The sequence below is a fragment of the Paraburkholderia hayleyella genome (assembly GCF_009455685.1).
Lineage (GTDB): Bacteria > Pseudomonadota > Gammaproteobacteria > Burkholderiales > Burkholderiaceae > Paraburkholderia > Paraburkholderia hayleyella.
This window is the reverse complement of the sequence record NZ_QPES01000002.1, coordinates 46,472-71,787: the sequence shown is the minus strand read 5'-3', so window position 1 is coordinate 71,787 and position 25,316 is coordinate 46,472. Positions and strand designations below refer to the sequence as shown.

Sequence of the window (25,316 nt, the reverse complement as noted above, 5' to 3'; positions counted from 1 at the left end):
CCAGCGCCAGCATTAGAATCAATGGTGTTTTTACTCAAATTCAGTGACTTTATATTTTTATCTGAAGCTTCAAAATCCTGAATATCATCGCCCTGGTCGGTGAGCGCTCAGTCAATAACCTGGCGCGGCAAAACGTCCTGGATTTTTTGCGGTTTTTCTCTTCCACTTGAGCTTCATCACCGCGGCATACGCGGGCTGCCCGGCCAGCGGGCCAGCGGGCCAGGACTTAAGCGTCGAACAGGTATTGCAAGTGCGCGAGGCAAGCGCAACGTTCAGCAACCGCAACCTGGACCTCGATCACCCACTGCCGCAACGCGTGGAACTCCGCCAGATGGGCCGCGCGCTGCGCCGCAGGCAGGCCTCCGGTCAACTTGAGCACGATTGCATAGGTACGCAGGATCATATTTTCTTTGTTGTGCGCTACCTCGAAATCGGCCAGCCCGAGCGGCTGTGCCCAGAGCGCTCCGATCACGGTCAGGCACCAGGAAAACGCAATGCGGGCACACGTGTCCAGCAACGCGCTGCCCGCCTGCTCAAGCGCCCAATGATTTATTTCCTCCAGTACGTTCAGACGCTCCCCGAAGGCCTGCCATTGCGCTAGCGTTGTCATCCCGATATGGTCGGGATGGATCATCAGGAACAGGCTCTCGAACACCTCAATCTGGTTCTTCCGGCTGGATTTGACATAGGCGAGAAACTGCTTCGCCAGACGCTCCTTTCCGGATGCATCGGCATCCGTATAAAAGTCCAGCCAGGCTAGTGGGGCGAAAGCATCCCTGAGATAAAGAACCGCCCAATCCACGATAGCCGGTTCGCCTGTCGCCAGCCCAAAGGGGAAAAGCTCCGCAGCACTCGTCGGCGAAAGTGGTCTGCGATCCACGGCGAGCTGCGGGCGGCGGTTCAGGCTAGCCCACAGCGCGGCTCGCAGCAAGGCTCGCAGCGGCCTGCCGTCGGGCTGTCCGGCATGATCGCGGTAGCCGCAAGCCAATGAAAATAGAGGCAATAGATGCCCGTCGCACAAAACCGGCAAATCGAGGCGCGAGCCGTTGCACACCAGTACCTTCACGCTCGACCCATCACCACTCAGCACGGCCTCTAGCAGCGTAGTGCGGCCATTATTGGCTTTGAGCACCGCGGGACAACCATGCCCCAATAGCGCCTGGACAATGTCGGCCCGGCCATGAGCGTAAGGAGCGCCGTTCATCATGTAGCTGGCCAACGCCTGCACCTGCGCCTGCCTGCCGGGATCAGACCCTGCAGGCCCGGCGCACTGCTTCAGGTAGCGGATAAACGGCACCACCTGGCTTTCTGGAAGCTCGCGCGTCAACCAGTCAATGGCCCGGTGACCATTGATATATAACGCTCTCCCACCCTCCTGCTGGCCGATTTCGGCTTGCGGCAATAAGCGCCGTAAATCCTCGGCCTGGTGATTGAGGACTGCGGTATACAGGCTCTGCCACTGCATTGGCAACAGATATTGCAGCACGCGTGGGAACTGGCCGGAGAACAAGACCTGCGTGCGCGCTGCCTGCAAACAGAGTGGCGGCAGATGCAAATCAGAGCCGGCACGCGCAGTGAGCGCCCCCGTGTCCGCCATCTGCTTATCGATTGTTCCAATATCGTCAAAACCGCCAACCGGATCCGGATAAGCAGAGAAGGAAAAAAATCGAGTGGGACCTAAAGCCATTCAGTGCATCCTCTAATAAAAGATCAGGCGGAACAGTTTTATGTTTTATGAAAATGCAGCCACGCGCGTTCGCACGCGGTGCAAATGGGCCAGTTGCACATCGCAAGCGGCTTGCTTGCCAGGCTCATCGAGCAGTTGCGCACGGTTGCGGCTGATCTTCGCGGAGAGCCCGAGCAGCGCTTGATCCAGCCAAACCCGTTCAGCGGCAAGGCGCAGATCAACCAGCTCAAGCAGCACCTCGAGTGCCTCCCGAACCCACGTCCTGAGCAAGTCCTCGCACGCTGCATCAAACGGAAGCATGCCCTCGCACCACACCTGCTCAAGATCGCGCATCAGGCGGGGCAATAACTCGCGCTCACATCCGGCCAGCAAAAACGCACGCGCAGGCCCCTCCGCATCGCGCCGCTCTCGCCGTAACGGCGATAGCGGCGGCTCGAGACCGTCCCGGCGCATTTCATCCAATACATTCAACCGCTGGCGCCGCAAGGTTATTTCGCCACACCTCAAATGCCACATCTTTTCCGGATGAAGATCAAACAGCACATGATCGATCAAAGCCTGCTGATGTTCGGCGTTCGCGGTGATGTGCTGGGAAAAGGCCTGACGCAAGCGCATCTTGCCGTCTGCATCAACCCATTGGTAACAGTCGAGATAAGCCAGCGGCAGTGCAACCTCGGCGCGGTGCAGCTCAGCCAGGCCTTGCAGATCGGTCCGGCCCACCGCCAGCGACCACACCAGCAATTCGGCCGCCACTTCAGGCACCAAAGGCCGCCCGGCATTCCAGGCGAGCCACTGATCGACATCCGCCCCGGCGCACAGCAACGTGCGCACGGCCACACCGGCATTGCTGGGCGGCGCAATGCCACTGGCCCATGACAGCAATGACAGGCTCTCATGGCCAATACGCGCATTGGGATTAGCGTGGTAGTGGAGCAAAACCATCATGCTGGCGACATCGGCATGCCGACACGCATGCCGTAACAGCGACATGCCATCGCTATCGCAGCTATCGACAGGCATACCGCACGCCACCAGCGCACGAACCAGATCGTCACGCTGAAAGCGGCACATGGCATCCATCACGCGCGCGAGTGCGTCCGTGCGCATGGCTCCATCGAAATCCGGCGCCAGAATCTGGTCGGCCAGAATTTCACCGAGATGGTCCGGCACGCTCTGGACCAACCAGTCCAAAGCGGGCGCGCGATTGACCGTTATGCCATAGCGCGAACAGATCTCCACGGTCCCCCGCCGACGCAAGCACAAGGCCAAACTGTCCACGTCGTGCGACAGAACCGCCTCGAACACTCTCCCCCAGAATTGACGTGTGGCCTCGTCATGCACGAACAAGCGCAGAGGCTGACGGTCGAACCGCGACAGGTCATTCGCGCCTTCGCTGTCATCTACGCCTTGCGGAGCAGGCGGAGCGTGAACCCTGCCGGCCTCCTGCTGGCGGTGAAAAGCGGGAGATGTCTCGACATGACGGGGAAACGTGGGATAAACACCAGGCATAGGAACGAAAACAAGACAAAAACACGAGGCATACCCACCGCAAAACAGCGGCGGGGAAATAGTGTCAGCTATGTAACCCATCACGCATGGCCGTTCCCGCTATTGCAGCGAATTACGCATTGCACCTGTTTTATGGCGACTTACACTGACAAACGCCTCTCGCGGCCCGTTGCGCTATCCGTTCCACGATTGATCCGTCTCCCCCCCACAACAAGGAGCCTCGATGTCCTCCACTTCCGTCAAACCGATCCCCGATGGCATGCATGCGCTCACCCCCTATCTGATCTGCGAGGGTGCAGCCCAGGCCATCGAGTTCTATCAGAAAGCCTTTAACGCCACTGAGCTCATGCGTCTGCCTGGGCCGGACGGCAAGATCCTGCATGCGCTACTCAAGGTGGGCGATTCGATGCTGATGCTCGCCGATGCCTCCCCCAATTGCGGCATGTCCGGGCCCCAGGCGCTCAAAGGCTCGCCGGTCATACTTCATCTGTATGTGGCCGACGCCGACGCGACCTTGAACCAGGCCACCGCAGCGGGCGCCAAGGTCACGATGCCGCTCGCCGACATGTTCTGGGGCGACCGCTACGGCCAGGTGGAAGATCCTTTCGGCCATCACTGGTCCATCGCCACACACGTGCGCGATGTCAGCGAGGCGGACATTCAGGCCGCGATGAGCGCGATGGCGCAAACCGGCCACGGCCAGTAACGGGTCATTCCCGTCATTCTTACCGGGCAGACAAACAGGGCAGGGTCGAAAGCCGACTTGAATGCCGTGGGTTCTTTCCTAGACTACAGAGCCCACGACATCCTTTTGCCCAGGAGCTGCCATGCGTTTGACGATCTTGCTCAATGGCCCGAGCCCCCAGACGCCGCATGAATCGCGTGAATCGTGTGAATCGTGTGATTACGCGGTGCTCTGGCTAGATACCGAAGAACGCCGCTGGTCGCGGGAAGCGCATGAAGGCGTGGACCTGCCGCCGTGGGGCCGGTTGCGTCAGGAACACGGCGTGACCATGCTGTGTTCGGCAGGCAACGACGCCCCCTTGTGCACGCTGTACGACCTCAGCGTCACGACAGACGCCGATGCCGCGGACGCCGCCACCTGTTGCCAGGCACAAACACGCGGGCCGGTGGCTTGGTCTGGCCTCTCGGGACGGCATGTGCCCATTGGCGGCTCATGGCAGTTGCAAGCGATCGACCGGCAACGGGTGCGGGCCGAACACAGCGTGTTCGCTCATTGGCGTTAGCGTTGCATGGGGCCTGGCGTTGGTCCCCGTCAGGGCGCAACACGGATAAGACCGGAAAGCGAAACACGAAACGCTATACTCTCGCCCCCGCTTCATCTTTCCTGTCTTTTTATCCCTCATCAGATTCATGAAGAAATGGTTTGTCTGTTTACTGCTCACGCTGGCAACTCACGCGGCGGTGGCGTCTTGCTCCTCATTCACGCCGAACGATCAATGGCCTGTGCTGACCAACCCGAAGATGGCGCCCGCCACGCGCCTGCTGTGCTACGACGATTTCGCGGTCTTGCATTCCGGCATCACGCACGGCCCACTCTGGTCGGCTGAACATCTCACGCGCGCGCACATCGAAGCGGCCCGCGACATGGTGCGCACCAACCGCTTTTTTGCCGATGCCCGCTTGCCAGCGGGCGAGGGCGCGATGCTCACGGACTATCGCCGCAGTGGTTTCGACCGCGGCCATATGAGCCCGGCGGGCAATCGCTGGAATCCGCAAGCGATGGCGCAATCGTTCTCGCTGGCCAACGTCGTGCCGCAAAACCATTTGCATAACCAGCAATTGTGGTCGCGCCTGGAAACAGCCGTGCGCAAGCTCGCCATGCAAGACGGCGAGGTCTATGTGGTGACAGGGCCGATGTTCACGGGAGCGCAGTTGCAAACGATTGGCGAGCGCGGTGTATTCGTGCCGACGCAACTGTTCAAACTGATTTATGTGCCTTCGCGGCAACGGGCGTTTGCGGTTGTCAGTGACAATGCCAACACGCGCCGCTATCAGATCAAAACCGTGCACGAACTGGAGGCCAGCAGCGGCCTGCAATTTCCGGGTATCCCGGAATCATTGAAGGACCAGCGGCCAGGAGGGCTCAAAGGTGTTTAAAGCGTATTCGAACGACGATGTGCTGAACCTTCAGGGCGATGCACTCACGGTAAGCAATAGCGCCGCCCAGGTGGAGATCGCCGGAACGCTCGCGCTCAAGCGCGACAAACGCAGCCTGAAAGCCGCGCTCGCCTTGCATCAGGCGCTGGGCAGCGTGATCGCTGCCTTGCAGGCGCAGGCTGATTTACCGGAGCACAGCGCCGATGAGCCGCCCGCCGCCCCTCATGTCATCGACAATCCGTTTCAGCGTTGAGCCAGGCCGAGCCCGTGAGCGCGCTGCTGTTGCCCCTGGAGTAGCGCGCCATTGACTATTTCCGCGGCATAAACCTGGCAGAACCGGATATTTTCACGGGCCTCGCTCTTGCTTTCACTTCCGCCACAGGCCGCCGCCTGGCGCAATTGCACGTTGAGTTCATGCAGAAAGATTTCGTGTCCAGTCAAGAGGCCAGGAGTCCGTTTTTCACCTAAAGCCAACAAGATTTGCCGCAAGTGGCGCGGATCATTGCCGTCATAGGCAAACGCGGCGGGCTTTAATACCAGCGCGCCCAGAAAGCGGATCGTCAATAAATCCAGATCCATGACGCTATTTTTTTGCCGCGCCGCCACGATCATTTTTTCTGCAATTTTTGCCGTGCCTGTTGTGATCGCGGGATATTCATTCGTCACTTTTTGCAGCGCGAGATCAAGCGCGGATCGACCCGTGTCACTGGCCTGCAGCGGATCGGCCTGATTGGCCAGCAACAGCCCAACCATCAAGCCATCGCCTTGTTGTACCGCGCAATGCAATGGCGTCTCGCCTTGCGGGTTCATCGCATTCAATTGCGTCGAGCCTAGTTGCACCAGCGTGTCGAAAATCGCTGGCGAGGCGAAACGAACCGCATCATGCATGAGCGAATCGCCATTTTCCGCGACGGTTTCGTAGTTCACCCCATGGTGAAGCAGTATCTGGATAGGTGCCGCGCTATTCGGCCATGCTTTTTTCAGCAAAAAATGCGTCAGCGTATATCCACCTTGCAATCTTTGATCAATGCCAAGGTTGTTGGATTCGATAAAATTTTTGACCCGATCCGCGCTGCAATCTCCGGCGGCAATATTTTGCAAAATGGCGGTGCATTGAGCGGATTCATCTTTTAAATGATCGCGCCAGGCGCCATTGGCCAGGCCGTTATAGATTTCTCTTAAAAAACGCTTCGCACGCGCGCCCGGAGAAGCGGCGGCAGAGCGCTGGGGGCACCCTGGCTGTCGGGGAAAGAGAATCCCTGATAAACGAAGATAAATATCCATAATTTCTTCCGAACCCGATTATTCCGCTATCAGGACACGCTTTTGCGCTCCCTTAATCTTCAGACACAATCCAGCTACCCATGCACTTTGGGTAACAGGCGGGAGCAAAACGTTCCGTTGAATGCTGAAGTTCTTTTGCCGGAGGAGGATAGGTGACCGGCAAGCTTGATAGCGGCCAGTCAGGAGAAAGATGATCCGTGTAACGAACTAAAGTGGCATGGGGATTACCCACACAGAATCATTGAACTGACACGGAATTCATGGGTATGGGTCTCTCTCCCAGAAAAATCGTCACGACGGCAAGCAGCAAGTCAAACGCGCTTTTATACCCGGCAGAAAATGGCGCAATTGGCGCAATTGGCGCAATTGGCGCAATTGGCGCAATTGGCGCAATTGGCGCAATTGGCGAAATTGGCAAGCGGACGGCTGAGGTAATCGCGGCGCCAAGCTCTGGGTCTGGTGCAAAAACTCTGGCCATTCTGAAGAGCTGCAAAAAGAGAGCTGTCAGGAATCCAAGAAGTGCATGGAAGAGGGTTCTCAATCCCTGTTTCTGTTCACTCGCGCAAATAATCTGCCAGCCCTATTACCGCCCTACCGCCAGCCATCTTCCCGATGGTTGCTCGACTCGCTGCTTTCCTCGCCCGCTCATTCGCGTTTTGCCATGCACTGAGCGGGTTTTTATCGCCAGGCCAGGCCTCGCCTCCTCAATGCTGCTCAAACCGGGCATAACGCTTTTCCGTCATGCACTCCTCGCTGCTCACCTCCGTCACGCGCGCCGCCGGTGGCCCGTGACGCAGCCACGAAAGCATCCTGTCCACCTTGTTGGCCGGCCCTTGCAACAGCACCTCCACCGAACCATCTTCGAGATTGGCAACCCAGCCGCCTAAACCCAGCGCATGCGCCTCGCGCATCGTCGCGTGACGAAAACCCACCCCCTGCACCACGCCTCGCACCCGCGCATAACAGGTCTCGATTCGGACATCCAGATCCGGACTGCTCATTGCCGCTGCTCCCCAATATTTTTCCTGCGCGCATTCTAGCGTTGCGCTGGCCATCGCAGCGCCTCGTTTACGCCATACCGGAGCGCATCGGAGCGCGCCGGGCAACCTCGGGCAACGTACAATCCGGCCTCTGCCTCGCATGGAACCTCCTACAGCATGACTGCTCCGAATCGAGATCTCGTCCTGGTAACCGGCGCTTCCGGTTTTGTCGGCTCGGCGGTGGCGCGGATCGCGCAGCAAAAAGGCTTCGCCGTGCGCGTCCTGGTGCGCGCCTCCAGCCCTCGAGGCAACCTTGAAGGGCTGGAAGCCGAGGTCGCTGTGGGCGACATGCGCGACGAACCGTCGATGCGCGCGGCGCTGCGAGGCGCACGCTATCTGCTGCACGTCGCGGCCGATTACCGTCTGTGGGCGCCCAATCCGCTTGAGATCGAACGCGCCAATCTCGAAGGCACCGAGGCCACCATGCGCGCCGCGTTGCACGAAGGCGTGGAGCGCATCGTCTACACCAGCAGCGTGGCCACGCTGAAGGTCACAGGTTCGGGGCGATCCGCTGACGAAACCACGCCACTGGAAGCCAGCCAGGCCATCGGCGTCTACAAGCGCAGCAAGGTCCTCGCCGAGCGCGCCGTGGAGCACATGATCGCGCACGATGGCCTGCCTGCCGTGATCGTCAATCCATCCACCCCCATCGGCCCGCGCGACATCAAACCCACGCCCACGGGCCGCATCATCGTCGAGGCCGCGCGCGGCAAAATCCCCGCTTTTGTCGATACCGGGCTGAATCTGGTTCATGTCGAGGATGTGGCGGCGGGGCATTTTCTTGCACTCGAGCGCGGCAAGATCGGCGAGCGATACATCCTGGGCGGCGAAAACCTGTCGCTGCAAACGATGCTCGCCGAGCTCGCGGCGCTCAACGGGCATCGGCCGCCACGCCTTAGCCTGCCGCGCTGGCCGCTCTATCCGCTGGCGCTGGGCGCGGAAACCGTCGCGCGCTTCACACAGCGCGAACCGTTTATCACGGTGGATGGGCTGCGCATGTCGCAAAACAAGATGTATTTCACCTCGGCCAAAGCCCAGCGTGAACTGGGTTATACGGCACGGCCTTACCGCGAAGGGTTGCGCGATGCGCTCGCATGGTTTCGCGCGGCGGGCTATCTGGATTAAGCGGGTTTCGTACCGCGTTTAAGTTCATCTCCATGCCCAGCTTCGCGTCCAGGGGCGCGGTATTTTCGCGGTATTTTGTTACGCGGCAAGACGCCAAAAAGTGAGAGGCGCGAGTAAAATCGCCGCACTTATCAGAGAGCCCACGCATGAATCTTCAGGAACAGATTGGCGCACTAGAAACCGGCGTCGCCCAGCTGATCGACGCTGCGGCGGCCTCCCGGGCAAGCGCTCCAGCAGCAGAACCAACAGATCCTCCCGCACCATCACTCGAAGCCGAAGCCGAAGCACCGCCTGCCACAGGCAAGCCAACGCTCCAGGTGGCGCGGCCTGGCCAGAACGAAATCACGCTGACGGTGGGCAATCAAACTGTCTCGCTGCACCCTGAGCAAATCGACCAGTTGATTGACGAACTGGCCTGTGCCCGCGCCTCGATGCTGCCCGAAGCACCGCTCAGCCTGCCGCCTGGCTGGCGCTTTGCCGCAACGCGCAACCCGGTAATGGCCATACAAAAGCAATCGAATGGCGACCGCATGCTGATCATGCGGCACGGCGGCCACGGCTGGGTGCCGTTCACATTCTCGCCGGATCAGGTGATTCAGATGTATATGCTGCTAACCCAGCGCTAACGGGCGCTGGGCACGGTGAATGCCCGGGTGGCGGAAAGGCCGCCCGGCAAGGCCTCGTCGGGCACACCCGGCACCGCCCCGGTACCCGCATCGTCCGCGCCCGCCCCCGTTCCCACCACGCGCTCAAACCGTTTTGTACGCAGCTTGACTTTCTCCGCATAGGCCCGCGAGCCGCCATAGCTTTTCAGCCCCGCCTTCAGATCCCCACCCGCCGCTTGCACGTAACCGTGCAAAATCGCCGAACCTTTGTCGATATTGACGCGCGGCTCGGTCAAATCCTTCACCCCGCGCAGCAGCCCGCGATGCGCCGAAGGCACGACCTGCATCAGCCCCGTCGCGCCATGCGTGCCCCGGGCTTTTTCCTGAAAGCGGGATTCGATCGAAATAATCGCCAGCAGCAATGCGGGCGGCAGCGAGTATTTGTCCGCCGCGAGCTGGACCTCGCTGGCGATCAGCTCGGCTTTGGCCTGGGCGAGGCCAAATTCGCGCGAGAGATAATCCGGCACCGGTTCGGCCAGCGCCCATTGGGGCCATGCTGCGGACAACAGTAAAACACTCCGGCAAAAACGAAAAACAGAAGGCATGAGTCAGCATCCGGAATTCAACGTGCGGCCATCATCCGGCACAACGTCCGGGCGGTCAAACTGCCGGATGGCTAACGGATGGCGTTCGGATAGCGTTCGTATGGACCGCCCGTCATTCTCATGGAACGCCCCGGAAGCACGCGTTACTAACCTGCCTGCCATGCGTATTGGATATTTCGCTGCCCAGCGCAGCGATATCCTGCCCAATTTCGGAAACGAAATACAGATATGCCGATAACCGATCGATTAAATCATCCGTTTATTCCGATATGGCACGACAAAAACTTTTAATTGAGAGAACTTTTCATGCATAAGACAGCTGTATCTTCGACATCCAACGCTGCACTCAATAAAAATCAGCCAATCAAAAACCCTCAACGGCCTGCGGCCCCCAGCAAAAAATTCCGTGACAAACAGACGTCCCTGACAAATATCATGAATGGTTCGTCAACAAATCAAACTCAACCGGAAAAACAGGTATTTAATAAAAAAATCGATGCCGCAATTATTTTACCGGAAACTCCAGCACCGGCTACGCCAGAGAAAAATCTCAAAATAGCTAATGAGCTTTTCAATTTACTCTATAACGAGCTGGATGCAGCCTTCTTAAAAACACATAACCCAACGAAAAGAACACCTTTTCCATTATTAAAAGAAAAAGACCTGACTGGCATAGAAAATATACTGCAACAGTTACTTGAGCAGAATTTAGCACCGATGAAGGATTTTCTTGTGCGGGTTGCCGACCTGGACATGAAAGATAATTTTTCGCTATGCAAGCCTTTGTGGCAACAAACAGCCAGCCGCCTGAATTTGAATCGAACAAACCATGAAGGCCATACTGCACTGCATATCGCCATTATCAATGGCAATATTCCAATCTTAAAATTATTACTCGATCTCAAGGCCCATCATATTATAAAGGGAACATACAGATCGCCGCTGTCATTTGCCTGCAGGAAATTAGATGATTTAATCAATAAATTAGAATTAACATACGAAAAAAGATTTAAAACAGGTCACGACCAAACAACCAAGGCAAACTTGACGGAAGAACTTGCAACGGAATTCGCGGCAGAATTTGTAGTAGAAAAAAATAATTTACATTATCAGCCCTATAAAAAAATTCGCAACTCCATCGCACAATTACTCGCGCACGACTGCAACCGCCACGAAGTTTTCACACTAAAAAGCACCGGGAGGAAAATCACACTCTTTGAATATTATATGGCATCCGGTAATTATGAAATTTTCAAACTCCTGTTTAATAAACAAATCCAGGAGCCAGATTTCGGAGTAATGGGAAATAATCTGGTCGATTTTCTGGCAGAGGAATTACTGCGAGGCATGGCACCGCCTTCTTTATTACTGGCCTATCAAAACATGCTGACCATGTACCAGTTACATGGCATCGATCCCTCACCTCACCTGGCCCAGTCCAGGCCGCCCCTTTCATAGCGCAGCCGCTTTCCGCCGCCGCGCTGCAATCCATCCTTGACGGCCCGCCCTAACGCCCCTGCACCGGTGCCTGAACCCGCGCCTTCCACTGCCCGCCCTTGCCGCGCCAGTAACGCCATGCCGAAGCGCAGGTTGCGCCGACATAAAACAGCGCCACCAGCGGCAAGAACGGCGCCCAGAACGGCGAACGCCCGTAATAACGCAGCATCGGTGCATAAGCGCAGCACATCGCCAGCCACGCCAGCCAGCCGGGCCAGCCCAGCGGCCCCAACACCAGCGCCGCAAGCGGCGGCACCAGATAAATCAGCGCCATGCCCAGCACCGTCCCCGCCAGACGCCAGGCGCTATAGCGCAATTGCGTGAAAGCCGTGCGCGCGATCATGTTCCAGATCTCGCCCCAGCCGTCATAGGGCCGCAACGACATGCTGCGCGCCGCCAGATCCAGCCGGATCGGATGACGCCCCGCGCCCCGATGCTTGATCCGCGCGGCCAGGCTGCAATCGTCGATCAGCTCGGCGCGAATCGACTCAATCCCGCCCGCTTCCTCCAGCGCCGTGCGCCGCACCAGCATGCAGCCACCCGCCGCCGCGGCCGTGCGCCGGCGCGGATGATTGACCCAGGCGAACGGATACAGCTTGGCAAAGAAGAACACGAACGCCGGAATCAGCGCCTTCTCCTGCCATGAATCGCAACGCAGCCGCACCATCAGCGACACCAGATCGCGTTGCTCCGTCTCGGCGCGCACGACCAGTTGCGTCACCGCATCGGGCGGATGAGCGATATCGGCATCGGTGAGCAGGAGAAAATCCGCCGCCAGCCCGAGCGCGCGCGCCGCCTCGATACCTTGCGCCTGGGCCCAGACCTTGCCTGACCAGCCCGGTGGCAGCGGCTTGGCCGCCAGCACCGTCAAACGTCCGGGACACTGGAGCTGCAAGGCCGTGGCACGCGCCACATCGGCGGTGCCATCGCTGCTGTGATCATCGACGACGATCACATGAAACGCCCCCGCGTAATCCTGGCCAAGCAATGAGGCCAGCGCCTCGCCCAGCACATCGGCCTCGTCCCGCGCTGGGATCACCGCGACCACCGCAGGCCAGGCCTTCGGGGCGTCCCGAGCGTCTAATGCAAATGGCAGCGGCAGCGGCAACGCGGGCTGTGTCCGCCAGAACCCGCCACGCGCCAGCAGCAGCCCCACCCAGAGCAGCAGCGAGAGACACGCGAGGCCAAACAGGATCAGGAGCAGCACGTTCATACGCCACCCTTCACGGACGGCAGCCGCACCACGACGCGCCGCGACAGCCGCATCGCCAGCGTGCTCATCGCCACGATGCACCAGTCCACGCCGCCCAGCACCGGACGCCGGCGAAACACGTCATAACCCGCCCTTTCGATCTGCTCCAGGATGCGCAAGCCGCCCTGCACGATGCTGCACAACTCAAGCCCGAAGCGCCCCGGCAAGCGCAACGCCAGCGGCGCGCCACGCACAATCAGCGCGCGGGCGTAAGCGACTTCGTGTGCCATCAGGGCCCGCCACGCGTGATCGACGCGGCCTTCCGCGATCTGCGCCTCAGTCACGCCAAAGCGTGCCATATCAGCCAGCGGCAGGTACACACGGCCTTTTTGCCAGTCGATAGCGACGTCCTGCCAGAAATTGATGAGTTGCAACGCCGTGCAAATAGCATCGGAATCCGCCAGGTTGGCAGGCGTTGCCGCTTCGAACAGATGCAGCATCAAATGCCCGACCGGATTGGCCGACCGGCTGCAATAGTCGTTCAGCGCGGACCAGTCGGCATAGCGGACGGTCTCGATATCCTGATCGAAGGCGGACACCAGATCGTAAAACGGTGTCAGCGGCAACTGATAGTGCGCCACCACACCGGCAAGCTTGCAAAAGAGCGCCGTATGCACCGATGCGGCGCGCCCTGCGGCAACCGCATCCAGCCCGGCGCGAAAATCGGCGAGCCTGGCGTGGCGCTGAGCGGGGCTCCAGTCGCCTTCATCGGCGATATCGTCTGCGGTGCGGGCAACGTGGTAAATCACCCCCACCGGCGCGCGCAGCGCTTTGGGCAACAAAATGCTGGCAACCGGAAAGTTTTCATAATGATCGACTTCCATCCCGTGGGCCTCGGTATCCTTGAATGTTCAATTTAAATCAGCGGCTTAAAATCAGTGACCTTAAAGCGGCCCTCAAGCCGCTTTAAATCAGCAAACCTGAAATGCAAACGGCATATTGCAATGCAAGGCTACTACTGCGCCGCAACCTTGTAGTCTACGGGTTCCGCACGATCTCGGGCTTGTACTCATGCAAGCGGCGTCGTCTTTCGCGCAACATGCGCCACATGCCTGAACCTGTTTGTGTCATACGCATTACAGCAAAGGGCGGGCGATAGCGTTAGAATGCGCGTCTGATTTGCGCCGCGTTCGTACTGGAGGGTTGCGTTTCAGGAGCCCCAATCCGCTTCAGCACGGGCGGTTCAGGCACAAAAACAGCGAAAGCGGAGCGCCCGACAGCAACGCGCCACACCCATTCCAGCGAGTTCTGCTCCCGCCTTTCTTCAGATTTATTCAACCCCGCATCAGCCGGAGTTCGTTTGTCTATGCAAGTCATTCTTGCCCAACCCCGTGGCTTTTGCGCGGGTGTTGTCCGTGCCATCGAAATCGTCGAGCGCGCCTTGCAACAACATGGCGCGCCGGTTTATGTACGCCACGAAATCGTGCATAACCGCCATGTGGTCGATAACTTGCGCCAAAAAGGCGCGTGTTTTGTTGAAGAGCTGGATGCGGTTCCCGCAGGCGCGGTGGCTATTTTCAGCGCGCACGGCGTTGCCCAAAGCGTTGAGCAGGCCGCCGCCGCGCGCGAGCTCGATGTGCTGGATGCCACCTGTCCGCTGGTCACCAAAGTCCATGTGCAGGGACGGCAATACGTCGCAGCGGGGCGCACGCTGATTCTCATCGGCCACGCCGGGCATCCGGAAGTCGAAGGCACGATCGGACAAATTCCTGGGCCCGTGCTGCTGGTGCAAAGCGAAGCCGACATCGCCCGCCTCGATCTGGCCGTCGACACCCCGCTCGCCTATGTGACACAAACCACGCTCTCGGTAGATGACACGCGCGACATCATTGACGCGCTGCAACGCCGTTTCACCAATCTCGTCGGCCCCGATACGCGCGATATCTGCTACGCCACGCAAAACCGCCAGGCCGCCGTGCGCGAGCTCAGCAAGCAGGTCGATGTGTTGCTGGTGGTCGGCGCCACCAATAGCTCGAATTCCAACCGTCTGCGCGAGATCGGCAGCGAGAGCGGCGTGCCAAGCTATCTGGTGGCCGATGGCTCCGAGGTTCAGGCCGAATGGTTTAGCACGGCGCGCACGGTCGGCGTGACCGCCGGGGCCTCGGCGCCCGAAGAAATGGTCGAGCACGTCATTGATGCGCTGCGTGCATTAGGGCCCGTCGAACTCACGACAATGGCGGGCCGTGAAGAAAAAGTCGAATTCAAATTGCCGTCGAAGCTGACGCAACCGCTCGCCGCGCGCGAAGTTTAAGGAGGACGTTTTGTCTATTCCGCTCTTACAGAAATTCCGGGTTGGCGCTTACATCATGCGTCAGCATCTGGCCCGCAACCGGCGCTACCCGCTAGCCCTGATGCTGGAGCCGCTGTTTCGCTGCAATCTGGCCTGCAACGGCTGCGGCAAGATCGACTATCCCGACCCGATCCTGAACCAGCGCCTGTCGCTTGAAGAATGCCTCGGCGCGGTCGACGAATGCGGCGCGCCCGTGGTCTCGATTGCCGGTGGCGAGCCGCTGTTGCACAAGGAAATGCCGCAGATCGTACGCGGCATCATCGCGCGCAAGAAGTTCGTCTATTTGTGCACGAACGCGCTGCTGATGGAAAAGAAAATGGACGATTACGAACCCAATCCGTATTTCGTCTGGTCGGTGCACCTCGATGGCGACCGTGAAGCCCACGATCACGCGGTGTCGCAAGACGGCGTGTATGACAAGGCCGTGGCCGCCATCCGCGAAGCCAAACGCCGGGGCTTCCGCGTCAATATCAACTGCACACTGTTCAACGATGCCAAACCCGAGCGCGTGGCGGCCTTCTTCGATACGCTCGGCCCGATGGGCGTGGACGGCATTACCGTATCGCCCGGCTACGCCTATGAGCGCGCGCCCGATCAGCAGCATTTTCTGAACCGCGAAAAAACCAAGCATCTGTTCCGCGAAATTTTCAAACGTGGCAACAACGGCAAGAACTGGTCGTTTAGCCAGTCGGCGATGTTTCTCGATTTCCTCGCGGGCAATCAGACCTACGCCTGCACGCCCTGGGGCAACCCGGCGCGCACGGTGTTTGGCTGGCAAAAGCCCTGTTATCTGGTGGGCGAAGGCTATGTCAAAACCTTCCGCGAACTGATGGATACGACCGATTGGGACGCCTACGGCACGGGGAACTACGAGAAATGCGCGGACTGCATGGTGCATTGCGGCTTTGAGGCCACCGCCGTGATGGATACCGTCGCGCATCCGCTGAAAGCGCTCAAGGTCAGCTTGCGTGGCCCGAAAACCACCGGCGCGTTCAGCGAGGATATTCCGCTCGACAAGCAGCGCCCGGCTGAATACGTGTTCTCGCGCCATGTCGAGATCAAGCTTGAGGAGATCGGGCGCAGCACGCCGGCCAAGGGTAAGGGCAAAGAGAAGGACAAGAAAATGCAGGCCGAAGCCGCCGTGGCGCATTAAGGGATGAGTGGGCCGCTTTGCCGGTCCACTTTCATGCCTGTGAGTTGCACAATCTTGATGCAAAAGAGCCGCCTGAAAAGCGGCTCTTTTTTTAAATACATCCGTTTTTGCTGAAAACCAGTTGAAATAATTAACGCGTGTTATTTAATCCATAAAACTTCATCAACGTGCGGCGCGATCACGCCCTCTCGCGCCGCATTTGCGTTTCACCTCAACAGCACTTCCCCGCCCCCGAGCGATACCGGGCGTTCTGCCTTTCGCGGAAAAATTCGTCGTAAGTCATCACGTCACGCTCCGGATGCGTGGCCTGCATATGCGCCACGTAGGTGTCGTAGTCGGGGATGCCGACCATCAAGCGCATCGCCTGCCCCAGGTAACGCCCTGCGGTGCGGACATCGTCTCGCAGATCAGAAAACATTCGGACCTCCGTTTCCCAGATAAACCCGCCGCCCGCCCTCGATGACACCGAGGGCGGGCGGCGTTCGTTTTAGTCCTGGCCGGACTTAAGCACCACCCGCACCACCCGCGCCACCCGCTTGCCGACCGGCGGGCATCGCTTCGAACGGCGTTTCGCATACGGTCGGATGATCGACGCGTCGCGCCCGCAGCACGGCCATCACGCCATACACCACGATGCTCACCACCACGAGAATAAACAGCGCGCAGAGGCTTGCATTGACGTAATCGTTGAACAGCACGCGCTGCATTTCAGCGGCGGATTTGGCGGGCGCCATCACCTTGCCGGCATCCAGCGCCTCACGCAGCTTGGCCGCATGCGCGAGAAAACTCACGCGCGGGCTGGCATCGAACAGTTTTTGCCAGCCTGCGGTCAAGGTACAGACCAGCAGCCAGACGGTTGGCACCAGCGTGACCCACGCATAGCGCTCGCGTTTCATCTTGAACAGCACCACCGTACCCAGCACCAGCGCGATCCCCGCGAGCATCTGGTTCGAGATGCCGAACAGCGGCCACAGCGTATTGATGCCGCCCAGCGGATCAACCACGCCCTGATACAGGAAGTAACCCCACGCGGCCACGCACAGCCCGGTGGCAATCAGGTTGGCCGCGAACGACTCAGTACGCTTGAGCGCCGGATGGAAGGTGCCCAGCAAGTCTTGCAGCATGAAGCGGCCCGCGCGCGTGCCCGCATCGACGGCAGTCAGGATGAAGAGCGCCTCGAACAGGATCGCAAAGTGATACCAGAAGGCCATCATCCCGGGCCCGCCAATCACCTGATGCAGGATCTGGGCCATGCCAACCGCCAGCGTCGGCGCGCCGCCGGCCCGCGCGATGATGGTGCTTTCGCCGACCGCCTTGGCGGTTTGCGTCAGCATGTCGGGCGTCAGCATGAAGCCCCATTGCGTCACCGTTTGCGCCACGGCTTCGGGAGTGGTGCCCAGCACGGCGGCGGGCGCATTCATCGCAAAGTAAATGCCCGGCTCGATCACGGCGGCGGCCACCAGCGCCATGATCGCCACGAACGATTCCATCAGCATCGCGCCATAGCCGATGAAGCGCGCGTTGATTTCGTTATCCAGCAGCTTGGGCGTCGTGCCCGACGAGATCAGCGCGTGAAAGCCCGACACCGCGCCGCAGGCGATAGTGATGAAGAGGAACGGGAACAGGTTGCCCGACCACACGGGGCCGGAGCCGTCGATGAACTTCGTGAAGGCGGGCATCTTCAGTTCCGGCGCGACGATCAGAATGCCGATGGCCAAGCCGAGGATGGTGCCGATCTTGAGGAAGGTCGAGAGGTAATCGCGCGGCGCGAGCAGCAGCCACACGGGCAGCACCGAGGCGACAAAGCCATAGCCGATCAGAATCCAGGTGAGCTGCGTCCCGCTGAAATCGAACCATGCGGCCAGCGCCGGGGTGTCATGCACATGCTGGCCATACGCGATCGAGATCATCAGCAGCACGAAGCCGACGATCGAGATTTCGCCAATCCGGCCAGGCCGGATGTAGCGCATATACAGCCCCATGAAGAGCGCAATCGGGATGGTCGCGGCAACGGTGAAGGTGCCCCACGGCGAATGCGTTAGCGCCTTGACGACGATCAGCGCCAGCACCGCGAGGATGATGACCATGATGAGAAAGGCGCCGAAGAGCGCGATCACGCCCGGCACGAGGCCCAGTTCCATCTTGATCAGGTCGCCCAGCGAGCGGCCATCGCGGCGCGTCGAGATAAACAGCACCATGAAATCCTGCACCGCGCCGGCGAACACCACCCCCGCGAGAATCCACAGCATGCCGGGCAGATAGCCCATCTGCGCGGCCAGCACCGGCCCGACCAGCGGACCGGCCCCGGCAATCGCGGCGAAATGATGGCCGAACAGCACGTACTTGTTGGTGGGCACGTAATCGAGCCCGTCGTTGTATTTGACCGCAGGCGTCATGCGCCGGGGATCGAGCTGCACCACCTTGCTGGCGATAAACAGGCTGTAAAAGCGGTATGCAATCAGATAGACGCACACGGCGGCAATCACGATCCATAACGCGCTGATGCGCTCGCCGTGCGCCAGCGCGATCGTGCCAAAGGCGAACGCGCCTACCAGCGCGACCACGATCCAGAGCAGATAGCTGGAAATCCGGTTCATGAAAATCCCCTATTGGTTAATCGACCTGCCAGCCCATCGCGGGGCTGCAGTCGTGTTGCATGGGTTTTTGCTAATTTTGCTGAGTCACTTGTTATCTCCCACTTCTTTTTTTAACCGGCACTCCGTGCGTTGTGCCGCACCAGATACTGCAACAGCCCATCGATACCGCCCTTGGCCAACTGGTCGGCAAACTGCGTCTGATACACCTGGATCAGCCACGCCCCCATCATGTTGATGTCGTAAATCTTCCAGCCCGCCGCGGTTTTTTCCAGACGGTAATCAATGGCATCGTCACCGCCATTGCTCAACACGTGCGTATTCACGACGGCGTCTTTGGCATCAGCCGCTGCGCTAACCGGGGCAAAGCGGAAGCGCACGTCCTGGTCACGCAATTGCGACAGCGACGCCGCATAGGTCCGCACCAGCAGCAACTGGAACTGCTCGTAGAGTTTTTGCTGCTGCTCCGGCGTGGCGGTATTCCAGGCGCGGCCCACCGCGATACGCGTGGTGCGCTGGAAGTTCGTGAAAGGGACAAAACGGGTTTCGACGAGATGGGTGATTTTCGCCATGTCGCCGCCGCGTGCTTCGCGGTCGGCCTTCATGGCACTCACGGTACCTTCGACCGCCTGTTTCACCACGGCCTCGGGCGTGCCCTGGGCGAAGACCGGAGCGCTCAGCACAAGCGCAGCCAGAAAAGCGAGGAAAGCGAGGAAATAACGTTTCATGGACATATCAGAAAGAAAGGGAAAGGCGCCGGCCCCTCTGCAGGCCGTTCTGGTGCCGCAGTGTATAACGACTTTCCACTCCCGTCGCTCCTGCGCGGCCTGTCTCGCCCCAGGGCCGGGCCGCTGTCTATATACTCTTGCGCTCCTGTCTCGCCCAGCCTTCGATCGAACCCCATCCCATTTGCCGCCATGCTGAAGTCCTCCATAGTCCGGCTCGTCGCCGGATCGGTGCGCCATCCCGCACGCGTGATCGCGCTGTCGCTCGTGCTGGCGGTTGCCAGTAGCGTGTACGTCGCCCATCACTTCAAGATCAATACGGATATCAGCCGTCTCATCGACACCGATCCGCAATGGTCGGCGCTGGACGAGGCCACGAGCCGCGCCTTTCCGCAGCGGGGACAGTCGCTGCTGGTGGTGGTCGAAGCGCCCGTGCCAGAGCTGGCCGACGCTGCCGCCAACACGCTCACGACCGCGTTGCAAAAAGAGCCCGGCGAATTCGTCGCGGTCACGCAGCCGGCAGGCGGCGCCTTTTTCGAGCGCAATGGCTTGCTGTTCGCCTCGCTGAGCGAGGTCGAAAGCACCACGGCCAAACTCACCCAGGCGCGGCCTCTGCTCAATCTGCTGGCCAAAGACCCGAGCCTCACCGGGCTCGCTGGCGTGCTGAGCACCAGCTTGATGCTGCCGTTGCAGATGGGTCAGGTGAAACTCGCGGACATGGACCGGCTGCTCTCACGCAGCGCCCAGACCCTGGATCAGGTACTCGCGGACCAGCCCGCGGCGTTCTCGTGGCGCGCCCTGGTCGATCCTGAGGCGGCCCGCACGCCCGCCCGCGCATTTATCGCGGTGCAGCCGGTGGTCGATTACGGCGCGCTCGAAGCGGGGGCGCAAGCCTCCCGCGCGATTCGCGCAGCCGCCGCCTCGCTCGATCTCAAGGGTCAATACGGGGCGCAAATCCGCCTCACGGGCGAGCAGCCGCTCGCGGACGAAGAATTCGCCTCGGTCCAGGAAGGCGCGCTGGTCAATGGCATCGCCACTTTCGCCGCGGTGCTGCTGATCCTGTGGCTGGCGCTGCGCTCGGGCCGCCTGATCGTCGCGGTGTTCATCACGCTCTTCGTGGGCCTGGCCATTACCGCCGCGCTGGGGCTCATGATGGTCGGCGCGCTCAACATGATTTCCGTTGCCTTCATGGTGCTGTTCGTCGGGTTGGGGGTCGATTTTGGCGTGCAGTTCGGCGTCAAGTACCGCGAGGAACGGCACCGTGATCCTCGCCTGGCTGCCGCGCTGGCCCACACCGCCGCCCACATCGGCGCGCCGTTGACGCTCGCGGCGGTGGCGGTCGCGGAAAGCTTCTTCTCTTTCATGCCCACGGCCTATCGCGGCGTGGCGGAACTGGGCCAGATCGCGGGCGTGGGGATGTTCGTCGCGTATCTCTGCAACATGACGCTGCTACCCGCGCTGATCCGCGTCTTCAACCCGCCCGGCGAAGCCGCCGTGCCGGGCTTCAAATGCCTCGCACCTGTCGATGCGTTTCTTGAGCGGCAGCGCAAACCGGTGCTGTTCATCACGCTGGCGCTGGTACTCGGCGCGCTGCCGCTGCTCGCGCATCTGCGTTTCGATTTCAACCCGCTGCACCTGAAAGACCCGCATAGCGAATCCATGGCGACCTTGCTCGCGCTCAACGATTCGCCGCTCGCACCGCTCAACAATGTGCATGTACTAGCGCCCTCGCTGGTCGAAGCCAACCGCATCGCCGCGCACCTCGCCGCCTTGCCGGAAGTGGGCCGTACCACCACGCTGTCGAGCTTCATCCCCGCCGATCAGACGCAAAAGCGCGCCCTGATCGCCGCCGCCGCGCAATCGTTGCTGCCCGCGTTGAACCAGCCCGCCGCGCCCGCTGCCCGTGACGCGGTCCGCATCGCCGCGCTCAAGCGCGCCGCCAACCAGCTCGCGCTCGCCGCGGAAGATCATCCGGGCCCCGGTGCGGCATCGGCGGCGCATTTGTCGGCCACGCTGGACAAGCTCGCCGCCGCCGATGCCGCCACCCGCGAGCGGGCGGAACACGCGCTCGGCGCGACGCTCAGGCTCGCGCTCGGACAACTCACGCTGCTGTTGCAGCCTGGCGTGGTGAGCCGCGAGACCTTGCCGCCCGAAATCGTGCACGACTGGCTCTCCCGCGACGGCCAGGCGCTGGTCGATATCTCGCCGAAGGTGTGGCCCGGCGCCGATCCGAACGACGATGCGGCCCTGCGCCGCTTCGCCAATGCGGTCAAGGCCGCCGAACCCGCGGCAATTGGCGGGCCGATTTCGATCCTGCATTCGGCCGATACGATCATCAAGGCGTTCGTGCAGGCCGCCTGCTGGGCGGTGATCGCCATCACCCTCCTGCTGTGGCTCACGCTGCGGCGCATCGGCGACGTGCTGCGCACGCTCGTGCCGCTGCTGGTATCGGCTGTGGTGACGCTGGAGTTGTGCGTGGTGTTCGGCATGCCGCTGAACTTCGCCAATATCATTGCGCTGCCGCTGATGCTGGGCGTGGGCGTGGCCTTCAAGATCTATTTCGTCATGGCCTGGCGCAATGGCCACACCGGTCTGCTGCAATCGAGCCTGACCCATGCCGTGCTGTATAGCGCTGCCACCACCGCAACCGCGTTCGGTAGCCTATGGCTGTCGCATCATCCGGGCACCTCGAGCATGGGCCGCTTGCTGGCACTCTCGCTGCTGTGCACGCTGATTGGCGCGGTCGTTTTTCAGCCCGTGTTAATGGGTAAGCCGCGTGCGCTGCGCGCCGCCAAACATTCGTAGGAGAAGTTTTCATGAAGTTTTACAACATCGTCGCAGCCGTCTTGCTCGCAGGCCTCGCCAGCGGTTGCGCGACGGGGCCGGAGCGCAAGCCAGGCGATCCGCTGGAGCCGATGAACCGGGCGGTATTCAAGTTCAACGATGCGCTGGACCAGACCGTCGCCGTGCCCCTCGCCAAGGGCTATCAGACCGTGACGCCACAGCCGCTGCGCACCGCTGTCAGCAATTTCTTTGCGAATCTGGGCGATCTGACCACCGCCGCCAATAACCTGCTGCAACTGAAAATCACCGATGCCACCGAAGACCTCATGCGCGTCGCCGTCAATTCGACCTTCGGCCTGGGCGGGCTGCTCGACTTCGCCACGCCCGCCGGGCTGCCGAAGCATCGCCAGGATTTTGGCCTGACGCTGGGGCGCTGGGGCGTGCCCTCGGGGCCGTATCTGGTGCTGCCGGTGTTCGGGCCCAGCTCGCTGCGCGACAGCATGGGCCTCGTGGTGGATGTGCGCTTCAATCCGCTGAATTACGCCGAACCCATCGTGCGTTATCCGCTCTACGCGACGCAGTTCGTCAGCGTGCGCTCGGATTTGCTCGGTGCGTCGGAACTGTTGAACCAGGCGGCGCTCGATAAATATTCGTTTGTCCGCGATGCCTTCACCCAGCAGCGGCGCGCCCGCCTCGCGGGTGCGACCACCGCGCCGATGCCGCTGCCCGATTACGGCGATCCCGACGACGATCATGCAACGGGGGCAGGGGCAGCGGAGCCCGCGCTGGGCAAGGCGCCTCCCCGGCAATAAGCGTCATGTCCTTGCTGTGGCTGCCCACGCGCTACCTCATCACGCCAGAACCGGAGCCTGATCCCGTTGGCGCGGGTACTCGGGACGGGCAGCCTGAAACGTTACCTGAGGCGCTGTTCGAACCGTTCCTGGAGCGCCTGGCCGCTGCGCTGGCGCGCGGCATCCGGCTCGTCCAGTTGCGCGCCAAAACCCTTGAGCCCCACGCTTACACGCGCCTCGCCGAAGCCAGCGCGTCATTGTGCCGCCAGCATCAGGCCCATCTGATCCTGAACGGGCCTGCGCTTTCATGCACAGGCACAGTCATGGAGAGCAGCGGCGCGGCGGGTCTTCATCTCAGCAGCGCGCATCTGATGGCCTGCCGCACGCGGCCAGTGCCCGCCACGTGCTGGCTAAGCGCGGCCTGCCATACGTCCGCCGAACTCGCCCAGGCAGAGCGGCTCGGTGCCACCTTCGTCACGCTGTCTCCGGTGCTGGCAACCGCCAGCCATCCCGACACGCCGCCGCTCGGCTGGGAAGCCTTTGCCGCCATGGCGGCACGCGCCAACGTGCCCGTGTTCGCTCTCGGCGGCATGACGCCTGAGCATCTTGCGTGGGCTCGCGCGCAGGGCGCGCACGGCATTGCCGCGATTCGCGGGCTGTGGTGAACCCGTGGTGCAGTCACGTATGACGCACCGCGATGACTTGGCCTGAGCCCGCTCAAGGGTAGAATGGCCTGGTCGTACCCAATCGCACTCAGTCGCACCCAGCCGCACCCAGCCGCACCCAGTCACGCGTCATCACACGCAATCACACGCAATCGCAGCAAGCTCGTTCGCTCCACGCTCCACGCTCCATTACCGCCTGTTTCATCACCGGCCTGACACGCCAGCCTAATGAGCCAGCCTAATGCGCTACGCAGAGCCCCACCCGCCTGACCCCACCATATTGCTTCAGCGCTTGCGCACGGTGCGCAGCCACAGCGTCGCGCTTGCCGCCCCGCTCTCCGCTGAAGATCAATGCCTCCAGTCGATGCCCGATGCCAGCCCGACCAAATGGCATCTGGCGCACACCACCTGGTTCTTCGAAACCCTCTTGCTGGGCCTCCATGCACCGGGCTATACGCCGTTCAATCCGGCCTTCCCGTACCTGTTCAATTCCTATTACGAAGCGCTCGGGCCCCGTCATACCCGCGCCCAACGCGGGCTGCTGTCGCGTCCTTCGCTTGAGGCAATCCGCACGTACCGGCAGCACGTCGACCAGGCGCTCGAGGCGTTGCTGGAAAGCGCCAGCCCAACCTGCCTCATGGCCATCGAGCCGATTCTGCGGCTCGGCCTGGCCCACGAAGAGCAGCATCAGGAATTGCTCGTGACCGACATTCTTCATGCGTTCTGGTGCAATCCGCTGCTGCCCGCCTATCGGGAACACCCCGGAGAGCGGCTTGGGGCACTGTCCACGCCCAGCGCCCAAGCGGGCCACACTCACGCCCAGGCCCCGGAGTGGCTCCGCCATCCTGGCGGCATCGTCGAGATCGGTCATGACAGCGCGGGCTTTGCCTTCGATAACGAAACGCCACGCCATCCCGTGCTGCTGCAACCCTTTGCCCTCGCCGACCGGCTGGTGACGTGCGGGGAATACGCCGAATTTATCGCGGAGGGCGGCTATCAACGCCCCGAATTCTGGCTCTCGGACGGCTGGGCCACCGTCCAGGCGCAACGCTGGCGCGCGCCCGCTTACTGGCTCGAAGCGGATGACCCCCGGCTGGCCTTGGCCCACGCAGCCTCTCATGCAACGGCATCAGGCTGGCATGTTTTCGGCGTGCACGGAGTCGCGCCGCTCGACGCTGGCGCGCCGGTGGCGCAGATCAGTTTTTACGAAGCCGCCGCCTACGCCGAATGGGCCGGAGCACGGCTGCCCACCGAGTTCGAATGGGAAGCCGCCGCGTCTTTGCCCGGCCTGCGCCAATTGACAGGCCAGGTATGGCAATGGACCCGCTCTTCCTATGAGCCCTACCCGGGCTTCGTGCCGCTGCCCGGGGCCGCCGCGGAATACAACGGCAAGTTCATGGTCGGGCAGCGTGTGCTGCGCGGCGGCAGCCTCGCCACGCCCGCCGGACATACGCGTCCCAGCTACCGCAATTTCTTCCCGCCGCCCACGCGCTGGCAATTCTCAGGAGTCCGCCTTGCCAAAAATCTCTGATGGGCTGTTGCAACACAGCGCACCCGCTGCGGTTTCCGTGAAAACGCTGGCTGCGACC

At 61.0% G+C, this 25,316-nt stretch carries 23 protein-coding genes and 1 pseudogene; 14 read left to right on the top strand and 10 right to left on the bottom strand.

What is annotated here, in order from left to right:
* Positions 1-226 precede the first annotated feature (226 nt).
* Positions 227-1,687, bottom strand: a complete 1,461-nt coding sequence (locus GH657_RS14795; protein ID WP_153101819.1) for a hypothetical protein — start codon at positions 1,685-1,687, stop codon at positions 227-229.
* A gap of 45 nt (positions 1,688-1,732) precedes the next feature.
* On the bottom strand, positions 1,733-2,926 hold the full coding sequence (locus tag GH657_RS14790) for an ankyrin repeat domain-containing protein (RefSeq protein WP_153101818.1): 1,194 nt from the start codon (positions 2,924-2,926) through the stop codon (positions 1,733-1,735).
* A 493-nt stretch (positions 2,927-3,419) separates the two neighbouring features.
* Between GH657_RS14790 and GH657_RS14785 the strand changes: the two genes are divergently transcribed.
* The 4 genes from GH657_RS14785 to GH657_RS14770 all read left to right on the top strand — a co-directional run bounded on the left by GH657_RS14785 (position 3,420) and on the right by GH657_RS14770 (position 5,570).
* The gene (locus GH657_RS14785) at positions 3,420-3,902 is read left to right on the top strand and encodes a VOC family protein (protein WP_153101817.1); all 483 of its coding nucleotides are present in this window, start codon (positions 3,420-3,422) and stop codon (positions 3,900-3,902) included.
* Between the two features lie 121 nt (positions 3,903-4,023).
* Entirely contained in the window at positions 4,024-4,443 is a 420-nt protein-coding gene (locus tag GH657_RS14780; RefSeq protein ID WP_153101816.1) for a DUF3564 family protein, read from the top strand.
* Positions 4,444-4,570: 127 nt separating this feature from the next.
* Positions 4,571-5,317, top strand: coding sequence for a DNA/RNA non-specific endonuclease (locus GH657_RS14775; protein ID WP_153101815.1), 747 nt, complete (start codon positions 4,571-4,573; stop codon positions 5,315-5,317).
* A complete protein-coding gene (locus GH657_RS14770; RefSeq protein ID WP_153101814.1) occupies positions 5,310-5,570 on the top strand; it encodes a hypothetical protein in 261 nt (86 codons plus the stop codon). Before GH657_RS14775 ends, GH657_RS14770 begins: the two co-directional genes overlap by 8 nt.
* On the opposite strand, the gene GH657_RS18060 is transcribed toward GH657_RS14770, so the two are convergent.
* Positions 5,561-6,205 carry an ankyrin repeat domain-containing protein gene (locus tag GH657_RS18060; RefSeq protein WP_174769987.1) on the bottom strand — a complete coding sequence of 215 codons (645 nt, stop codon included), beginning with the start codon at positions 6,203-6,205 and terminating at the stop codon, positions 5,561-5,563. The genes GH657_RS14770 and GH657_RS18060 overlap by 10 nt on opposite strands.
* Here GH657_RS18060 and GH657_RS18055 point away from each other — a divergent pair.
* Positions 6,200-6,451: a hypothetical protein gene (locus GH657_RS18055; RefSeq protein WP_174769986.1), complete on the top strand. Its 252-nt coding sequence runs from the start codon at positions 6,200-6,202 to the stop codon at positions 6,449-6,451. The genes GH657_RS18060 and GH657_RS18055 overlap by 6 nt on opposite strands.
* Positions 6,452-7,305: 854 nt before the next feature.
* Here the strand turns inward: GH657_RS18055 and GH657_RS14760 are convergent.
* The gene (locus tag GH657_RS14760) at positions 7,306-7,602 is read right to left on the bottom strand and encodes an acylphosphatase (RefSeq protein WP_153101812.1); all 297 of its coding nucleotides are present in this window, start codon (positions 7,600-7,602) and stop codon (positions 7,306-7,308) included.
* Between the two features lie 156 nt (positions 7,603-7,758).
* Here GH657_RS14760 and hpnA point away from each other — a divergent pair, with 156 nt between their 5' ends.
* A complete protein-coding gene (gene hpnA, locus GH657_RS14755) occupies positions 7,759-8,766 on the top strand; it encodes a hopanoid-associated sugar epimerase (RefSeq protein WP_153101811.1) in 1,008 nt (335 codons plus the stop codon).
* Between the two features lie 146 nt (positions 8,767-8,912).
* On the top strand, positions 8,913-9,392 hold the full coding sequence (locus tag GH657_RS14750; protein WP_153101810.1) for a hypothetical protein: 480 nt from the start codon (positions 8,913-8,915) through the stop codon (positions 9,390-9,392).
* Here GH657_RS14750 and GH657_RS14745 read toward each other — a convergent pair.
* A complete protein-coding gene (locus tag GH657_RS14745; protein WP_425495759.1) occupies positions 9,389-9,937 on the bottom strand; it encodes a transglycosylase SLT domain-containing protein in 549 nt (182 codons plus the stop codon). The two genes, GH657_RS14750 and GH657_RS14745, sit on opposite strands and share 4 nt — an antisense overlap.
* 345 nt (positions 9,938-10,282) lie before the next feature.
* Here GH657_RS14745 and GH657_RS18145 point away from each other — a divergent pair, with 345 nt between their 5' ends.
* Complete coding sequence (locus GH657_RS18145) at positions 10,283-11,434, top strand: ankyrin repeat domain-containing protein (protein WP_220094863.1); 1,152 nt, start codon at positions 10,283-10,285, stop codon at positions 11,432-11,434.
* Positions 11,435-11,483: 49 nt separating this feature from the next.
* On the opposite strand, the gene GH657_RS14735 is transcribed toward GH657_RS18145, so the two are convergent.
* Entirely contained in the window at positions 11,484-12,686 is a 1,203-nt protein-coding gene (locus GH657_RS14735) for a glycosyltransferase (RefSeq protein ID WP_174769985.1), read from the bottom strand.
* A complete protein-coding gene (hpnC, locus tag GH657_RS14730; RefSeq protein ID WP_153101808.1) occupies positions 12,683-13,549 on the bottom strand; it encodes a squalene synthase HpnC in 867 nt (288 codons plus the stop codon). Before hpnC ends, GH657_RS14735 begins: the two co-directional genes overlap by 4 nt.
* Before the next feature lie 482 nt (positions 13,550-14,031).
* Between hpnC and ispH the strand changes: the two genes are divergently transcribed.
* Together ispH and hpnH are read left to right on the top strand one after the other, a co-directional pair.
* Entirely contained in the window at positions 14,032-14,976 is a 945-nt protein-coding gene (gene ispH, locus GH657_RS14725) for a 4-hydroxy-3-methylbut-2-enyl diphosphate reductase (RefSeq protein WP_153101807.1), read from the top strand.
* A 10-nt stretch (positions 14,977-14,986) separates the two neighbouring features.
* The gene (hpnH, locus tag GH657_RS14720; RefSeq protein WP_153101806.1) at positions 14,987-16,168 is read left to right on the top strand and encodes an adenosyl-hopene transferase HpnH; all 1,182 of its coding nucleotides are present in this window, start codon (positions 14,987-14,989) and stop codon (positions 16,166-16,168) included.
* Between the two features lie 211 nt (positions 16,169-16,379).
* On the opposite strand, the gene GH657_RS14715 is transcribed toward hpnH, so the two are convergent.
* From GH657_RS14715 to GH657_RS14705, 3 genes are all read right to left on the bottom strand, one after another.
* Positions 16,380-16,586, bottom strand: a complete 207-nt coding sequence (locus tag GH657_RS14715; protein WP_153101805.1) for a YbdD/YjiX family protein — start codon at positions 16,584-16,586, stop codon at positions 16,380-16,382.
* Between the two features lie 85 nt (positions 16,587-16,671).
* Positions 16,672-18,765 (bottom strand): carbon starvation CstA family protein, encoded by a 2,094-nt coding sequence (locus GH657_RS14710; protein WP_153101804.1) that lies wholly within the window; start codon positions 18,763-18,765, stop codon positions 16,672-16,674.
* Positions 18,766-18,875: 110 nt separating this feature from the next.
* Positions 18,876-19,490, bottom strand: coding sequence for an MlaC/ttg2D family ABC transporter substrate-binding protein (locus GH657_RS14705; protein ID WP_153101803.1), 615 nt, complete (start codon positions 19,488-19,490; stop codon positions 18,876-18,878).
* 189 nt (positions 19,491-19,679) lie between these two features.
* Between GH657_RS14705 and hpnN the strand changes: the two genes are divergently transcribed.
* The 4 genes and pseudogenes from hpnN (at position 19,680) to egtB (ending at position 25,258) form a co-directional block, all read left to right on the top strand.
* A complete protein-coding gene (gene hpnN, locus GH657_RS14700) occupies positions 19,680-22,292 on the top strand; it encodes a hopanoid transporter HpnN (RefSeq protein ID WP_153101802.1) in 2,613 nt (870 codons plus the stop codon).
* An 11-nt stretch (positions 22,293-22,303) separates the two neighbouring features.
* Positions 22,304-23,062, top strand: a pseudogene (locus GH657_RS14695) (MlaA family lipoprotein); the annotation flags it as partial.
* 26 nt (positions 23,063-23,088) lie between these two features.
* The gene (locus tag GH657_RS14690) at positions 23,089-23,727 is read left to right on the top strand and encodes a thiamine phosphate synthase (RefSeq protein ID WP_153101801.1); all 639 of its coding nucleotides are present in this window, start codon (positions 23,089-23,091) and stop codon (positions 23,725-23,727) included.
* Positions 23,728-23,968: 241 nt separating this feature from the next.
* On the top strand, positions 23,969-25,258 hold the full coding sequence (gene egtB / locus GH657_RS14685) for an ergothioneine biosynthesis protein EgtB (protein ID WP_153101800.1): 1,290 nt from the start codon (positions 23,969-23,971) through the stop codon (positions 25,256-25,258).
* The last annotated feature ends 58 nt before the right edge of the window (positions 25,259-25,316 follow it).